We start from the raw sequence: 6,219 nt of genomic DNA on the forward strand, positions 1-6,219 counted from the left end.
GGCCAGCAGCGCCAGGGCGAGGAAGACGCCGCGCATGCCCCAGCCGGCGGTAAGCAGACCGCCGATCCAGACGCCCGCCGCCGGGCTGACCGCCAGCGCCAGGCCGATAAGCGAAAAGAGGCCGGCGAGCCGGCGGCCGCTAAAACGGTCCCGCAGGATCGTCTGGCTGACGACCGACCCGGCCGCGGCGCCGAATGCCGCCACGATCCGCGCCAGCAGCAGCAGCCTAAAGTCCGTCGCCGCCAGCGCCATCGCGCAGCCGAGGGCGTACGCCGCGATCCCCGCCAGCATCGCCGGACGGCGGCCGTAGAGATCGCTGGCCCGCCCCCAAAAAAGAACGCCGATCGCAAAGCCGATAAAATAAACCGCCAGAGTTTGCGCCGCCTGCTGCGCGCTGACGGCAAAACGGACGCTGATATCGGTCAGCGCCGGGCTGTAAATGGTTTCCACCATCTGCGGAAACATCAGTAATGCGGTGACCAGCACCGCGGCCGAACGCCCGAACATATCCACCTCCTGATAATAAGAGGCGCTATTGTAGGAAGGCCGGGAATCGGACATTATAAACATAGTGACTATATATATCGGAAATCGGACATTATGGCGTGGCTCGATGCGCATGCGGCATTCAACCCGGATACGCTGAACAAAACGGTGGTTGGCGTCCGTTCGGCGCTCGGCAGCCACGACTCCGGCAGCCACCGGCACAACATGGCGCAGATACTGTTCACCCGTCAGGGCTGCGTGCGCCTGACCCTCAACAATGGCGCGCTGCTGTGCCTGCTTCCGCCCACCCGGGCGGCATGGATCCCGGCGGGCGTCCCCCATCGCGCGGAGATGAAAAGTATCGTCGACTACCGCTCGGTGTGGTTTCAGCCCTCCCGTTTCCCCGATCTCCCCGCGCGTCCGGCGATCCTCAACGTCGGCCCGCTGCTGCGCGAGCTGCTGGAGCGGACGGCGGCAAGCCCGTGGGAAAGCGATTGGGAGAGCGGAAGCGGCTGGCACCTTGCCGCCCTCTGCGCGGCGGAGATTAGCGCGGCGGCCCATGAGCCGATGATGCTCGCCCTGCCGCAGGATAAGCGCCTGGCCGCGCTGGGCGGTCAGAGCCTGCCGCCGACGTTACGGGCGCTGGCCGCAGAGTGCGGCGCCAGCGAAAAGACCATCAGCCGCATTTTGCGCCGCGATACCGGGATGTCCTGGCAGCAGTGGCGCCAGCAGTGGCGATTGATGAAGGCGGTGGAGCTGCTGGCGACGGGGAAGCGCATCACCGACGCCGCGCAGGCGCTGGACTTCGCCAGCGACAGCGCCTTTATCTACTTTTTCCGCACCATGACCGGCATGACGCCGGGACGCTATCTTTCGTCGTCGGCGGCGGTTTAGCGCTCGCGCTCCGGCGCGAACGGCGGCAGCTTCTGGAAGGGGTTCTGCAGCCCTTCGGACCACGCCCGGCGAATGGTCGTGAAGTAAGGATCGCTTTCGGTGATGCGATGCTGCTCGGCGCTGCTCAGGCTGCCGCTGCGGTAGAGCAGCGTATCCAGCGGCAGGCCGACGGAGAGGTTGCTGCGCAGCGTTGAATCAATGGAGATCAGCGCGCAGCACATCGCCTGCTCCAGCGGCGTGTCGATGGTCAGCACCCGGTCGATAATCGGTTTACCGTACTTGCTTTCGCCGATCTGAAAATAGGGCGTATCGCGCGTGGCCTCGATAAAATTACCTTCCGGGTAGATGTGGAACAGGCGGTGCGCCTCCCCCGCCAGCTGGCCGCCCAGCAGCAGGTTACAGTTAAAGTTGGTATTGCCGCAGTTCTGCTGGTTGCTGCTGTCGCGCTGAATAACCTCCTGCAGCGTTTTGCCAATCAGCATCGCCGCATCATACATGGAGCTGACCTGCATCAGGTTAGGCTCCTGCTGGGTGCGAATTCGCGCGCTCAGCAGGCTAATCACGCTTTGGGTGGTGGCCAGGTTGCCGGCGGACTGCAGCACCAGCACCCGTTCGGCCTCCTGCTCAAACACATGAAGCTTTTTAAAAGTCGCAATATGATCCACGCCCGCATTGGTGCGCGAATCTGACGCGAATACCAGTCCATCCGCTAAACACATGGCCACACAGTAGGTCATCGTTCTCCGTTCCTGCCTCTATTGCTGCTGCGCCTGTTGAGAATGTTCGCGCACTTCAGCGTTGGTTAACATAACTTCCCCGCCGCCACCCAGACGGGTACCGCGCACCGGACAGGCGTCAAGATAGTCCAGCCCGGTCGCCAGCCGCAGGTGCTGATTCAAGTTACGGGTATTATTGGTAATATCAAACGATTTCCAGCGCCCGTTGAGCCACACCTCCGCCCAGGCATGCATCGCCACGTGCTGCGCGTTATCGCTATAAACATAGCCGCTAACGTAGCGCGCCGGGATCGCCATCGCCCGACAGCAGGCGAGGAAAACGTGAGTATGATCCTGGCACACGCCCTGCGATCGCGCGAAGGCGTCGGCGGCGGAGTCCTGCACCTGGGTGGCGCCAGGGGAGTAGGGCATTTTGACCAGCAGCTCCGCCATCAGCTGATTAAGGCTCTCCTCCGGCTCGTCGGCGCGATAGAGGCCGCGGGCGAACTCGCGGATCCGCTCGTCGGCGCGGGTCAGCGGCGTGCAGCGCAGGAAGACCAGCGGCGAAAGCAGCTCCTCTTCGTCTCCCCCGCTCTCTTCATCCTCCTGCGCGATATCGACGATCCCGCTGGCGCGGATCGCTATCTCCTTATGCGGGTTATCCAGCGTCAGCACGTGCAGCACGTTGCCCCACGCGTCGGTGGTCGCGATGCTGGCGCCGTCCGGCAGCGTCAGCGTCCAGGAGGTGATTTTTTGCCGGCCGGAGCTGCGCGGCGTCAGGCGCAGGTACTGAGTCGAAAACTTGACTTCTTCATCGTAGCCGTAGCGGGTCAGGTGGTCGATAACCAGTTTCATAGCGCCTCCAGATAGGTTTGTCTGATGCTGTCGGACAGGGCGTTAATTCGCGCCAGCAGCCCGTTGAGGTAACTCTGCAGATCGGCGCTGGCCAGCTCTTCCCGGGTGCTGAAACGCAGATCGACGTTAAGCTGATGCGCCAGGCGCAGCGGCAGATGGGAGCGATCGTTGGCGATATGCTCCAGCTGGCCGACCAGGTCGGAAATGGAGGCCCTGAGCGAGCGCGGGACGTCGTCGCGTAAAATAAGCAGCTCCATCACCGTCTCCCGGCTTACCGGCTGGCGGTAGATGCTGTTGTAGGCTTCGCGGGCGCTGACCGCGTTCAGCAGCGTATCCAGCCGGTAGTACTCGCGTACCGGATCCGGGTCGCTGCTCAGCTGCTGATCCTTGACCAGCAGCAGCTGGGTGGTGGCGTAGGCGCGTTCAATCAGCGTGCCGATGCCGATAAAGCTGAGGGCGTCGTTGCGCAGCAGGGTGCCAAGCACCGCGCCGCGAAACAGGTGTACCCGCTCTTTTACCCACTCGAGGAAACCGTCGCTGCCGAGCTCGCCGATCCCCTGCTGGCGCAGCCGGCGCAGCTCAATGCGCGTCGCGTTAATACACTCCCATACCTCCGCAGAGAGGCTGCCGCGCACCGCGTGGGCGTTATTCCACGCCATCTCGACGCAGCTGTAGATGCTGCCGGGGTTGTTGCCGTCGAGGGCAAAAAAGTTGAACAGGTTGCCCATCGAGAAGCGCGCGTGGCGCTCCTGAAACAGCTCGTGGGTCTGCGACAGGTTCAGCGGCAGGGCCAGATCCCGCGCCTGCTGGCTATGGCGGGGGATCATCGAGAGCTTCCAGGTCACGTCGAGCACCCGGGCGTAGCTTTCCGCGCGCTCCAGATAGCGCGCCATCCAGAACAGTTCACTCGCAGTACGACTTAGCATGATTCGTCATCCTCCATCACCCAGGTATCTTTGGTGCCGCCGCCCTGCGATGAGTTCACCACCAGCGAGCCTTCCGTCAGCGCCACCCGCGTCAGGCCGCCGGGCACCAGGCGAATCTCCTGGCCGGAAAGCACGAACGGGCGCAGATCGATATGTCGGGGCGACAGGCCGTCTTCGACGAAGGTCGGGCAGGTCGAGAGCGCGAGGGTATCCTGCCCGATGTAGTTGGCCGGGTTTGCCAGCAGGCGCTGGCGGAACGCTTCGCGCTCCTCTTTCGCCGAGCGCGGGCCGACCAGCATGCCGTAGCCGCCGGCGCCGTGCACTTCCTTGACCACCATCTTCTCGAGGTTGTTCAGCACGAACTGCAGGTCTTCCGGCTTGCGGCACTGCCAGGTCGGGATGTTGTTGAGGATCGGCTGTTCGCCAAGGTAGAATCGGATCATCTCCGGCACGAAGGGGTAGATCGATTTATCATCGGCGACGCCGGTGCCGATCGCGTTCGCCAGCACCACCCCGCCCGCCCGGTAGACCGACAGCAGGCCGGGAACGCCGAGCATCGAATCGGCGCGGAAGGCCAGCGGGTCGAGATAGGCGTCGTCGACGCGGCGGTAGATAACGTCGACCCGCCGCGGCCCCTCGGTGGTACGCATGTAGACAGCGCCGGCTTTAATAAACAGATCGGCGCTCTCCACCAGCTCAACCCCCATCTGCTGGGCAAGAAAGCTGTGCTCAAAATAGGCGCTGTTAAAGCGCCCCGGCGTCATCACCACCACGCAGGGATCGTCCACGGGAGAGCTTTCGCGCAGGGTTTGCAGGAGATAGCCCGGGTAGCGCTCCACCGGCGCAATGTGGTGCTGCTCAAACATCTCCGGGTAGAGGCGCATCATCATCTTGCGGTTTTCAAGCATATAGGAGACGCCCGACGGCGTGCGCAGGTTGTCCTCCAGCACGTAATACTGACCGTCGCTGTTGCGCACCATATCGACCCCGGTGATGTGGGCGTAGATATTATTGGGCAGATTAATTCCCTGCATGCAGGGCTGGTACTGCTCATTGGCCAACACCTGTTCCGCCGGAATAATCCCGGCGCGCAGGATATTCTGCTCGTGGTAGATATCGTAAAGGAAGGCGTTCAGCGCCTTCACCCGCTGGCGGATGCCGCGATCGATGCGCCGCCACTCGGCGGCGGGAATAATGCGCGGTACGCTATCAAACGGGATCAGCCGTTCGGTCCCCTCGCCTTCGCCATACACGTTAAAGGTGATGCCGATGCGGTGAAAAAGCAGCTCCGCCTGCTCTTTTTTTTGCCGGATAGAGAATTGATCGGTGTTGTGAAACCATTGCCACCAGGCGTTATAGTGCTGGCGCTGCTGTCCCTCGACGGTAAGCATCTCGTCATAATAATGCCCGTCAGGAAGCGTTATTTTTATCATGGCCGTCTCCTCCGGTTGTACTCACTTTGGGGTAACCCCGAGAAGAGATAAGCATTAATTATGCCAGATCGCGGCCGGTGACGTCGCTGTGCAAGCCCGCAGCCTCGCGCCGCCTGATTGTGCAAAAAACAACCCGTTATTTTCCTTATATTTCGCCCGGCCTGCACCACAATGAGGCACGGCAAACCGCTTTGCGCCATTACGGCGAGAGCGCCTCCAGCCAGGCCGCATAGTGCCCAGGCCAGTCGACGGTGGGCGTGCCCGGACGCCCCATCGCAAAGCCGTGACCGCCGCTGGCGTAGCGATACAGGCTGACCGGCACCTGATGCTGGCGGCAGGCGTCGGCCATAATCAGGGTGTTGTGCGGATCGGACACCGGATCGTCCAGCGCCTGGGTCAAAAAGCAGGGCGGCGTGTGCCCGTTCACGTAGGTCTGCACCGACCAGGCGCGGTCAACCTCCGGCGAGGCGTGAGGCCCGGCGAGGATCCGGTGGGTGGCGGTGTGGCTGTAGGGCGGCTCCAGCGAAATAACGGGGTAGATCAGCGCCGCCCCGTCGGCGCGGGCGGGGAGCGCATCCGCCGCGTCGAGCGGCGGATAAGAGGCAAAATCGGCCCGGCAGGCGGCCATGCCCAGCAGGTGGCCGCCGGCGGAAAAGCCCAGCAGGCTGGCCTTCCGTTCGCGCTGGCGTATAAGGCGCAGCGCCCGCTGGGCGTCCTGCAGCGGCGCCAGGCCCCCCGCCGTCCAGCCTTCGCCGGGCAGGCGGTAGCTCAGGACGTAGGCGGTATAGCCGCGGGCGGTGAGCCAGCGGGCGGCGGGCCACGCCTCCTTCGCCATCTCAATACGCCGATAGCCGCCGCCTGCCGCCACCAGTACGCCGTGGCCGTTGGGTACCGCCGGCCGCCATACCG

General features: G+C 63.5%; 7 protein-coding genes. 1 reads left to right on the plus strand and 6 read right to left on the minus strand.

Annotated features, from left to right (window positions below):
• The coding region (locus tag PFH44_RS23920; RefSeq protein WP_283826371.1) for an MFS transporter at positions 1-507 on the minus strand (507 nt) is incomplete at its 3' end.
• A gap of 93 nt (positions 508-600) precedes the next feature.
• On the opposite strand from PFH44_RS23920, the gene PFH44_RS23925 reads away from it, so the two are divergent.
• Positions 601-1,380 (plus strand): AraC family transcriptional regulator, encoded by a 780-nt coding sequence (locus PFH44_RS23925; protein WP_045859089.1) that lies wholly within the window; start codon positions 601-603, stop codon positions 1,378-1,380.
• Here the strand turns inward: PFH44_RS23925 and PFH44_RS23930 are convergent.
• From PFH44_RS23930 to PFH44_RS23950, 5 genes are all read right to left on the minus strand, one after another.
• A complete protein-coding gene (locus tag PFH44_RS23930; protein WP_283826372.1) occupies positions 1,377-2,117 on the minus strand; it encodes a proteasome-type protease in 741 nt (246 codons plus the stop codon). The two genes, PFH44_RS23925 and PFH44_RS23930, sit on opposite strands and share 4 nt — an antisense overlap.
• An 18-nt stretch (positions 2,118-2,135) precedes the next feature.
• Positions 2,136-2,951: a transglutaminase family protein gene (locus PFH44_RS23935; RefSeq protein ID WP_045859092.1), complete on the minus strand. Its 816-nt coding sequence runs from the start codon at positions 2,949-2,951 to the stop codon at positions 2,136-2,138.
• The gene (locus PFH44_RS23940; protein ID WP_283826373.1) at positions 2,948-3,877 is read right to left on the minus strand and encodes an alpha-E domain-containing protein; all 930 of its coding nucleotides are present in this window, start codon (positions 3,875-3,877) and stop codon (positions 2,948-2,950) included. The genes PFH44_RS23935 and PFH44_RS23940 overlap by 4 nt, the downstream gene beginning before the upstream one ends.
• Positions 3,871-5,310, minus strand: coding sequence for a circularly permuted type 2 ATP-grasp protein (locus PFH44_RS23945; RefSeq protein ID WP_283826374.1), 1,440 nt, complete (start codon positions 5,308-5,310; stop codon positions 3,871-3,873). The genes PFH44_RS23940 and PFH44_RS23945 overlap by 7 nt, the downstream gene beginning before the upstream one ends.
• Before the next feature lie 199 nt (positions 5,311-5,509).
• The coding region (locus PFH44_RS23950) for an alpha/beta hydrolase (protein WP_283826375.1) at positions 5,510-6,219 on the minus strand (710 nt) is incomplete at its 5' end.

The sequence above is a fragment of the Klebsiella sp. Ech2A genome (assembly GCF_030078455.1).
GTDB lineage: Bacteria > Pseudomonadota > Gammaproteobacteria > Enterobacterales > Enterobacteriaceae > Klebsiella > Klebsiella terrigena.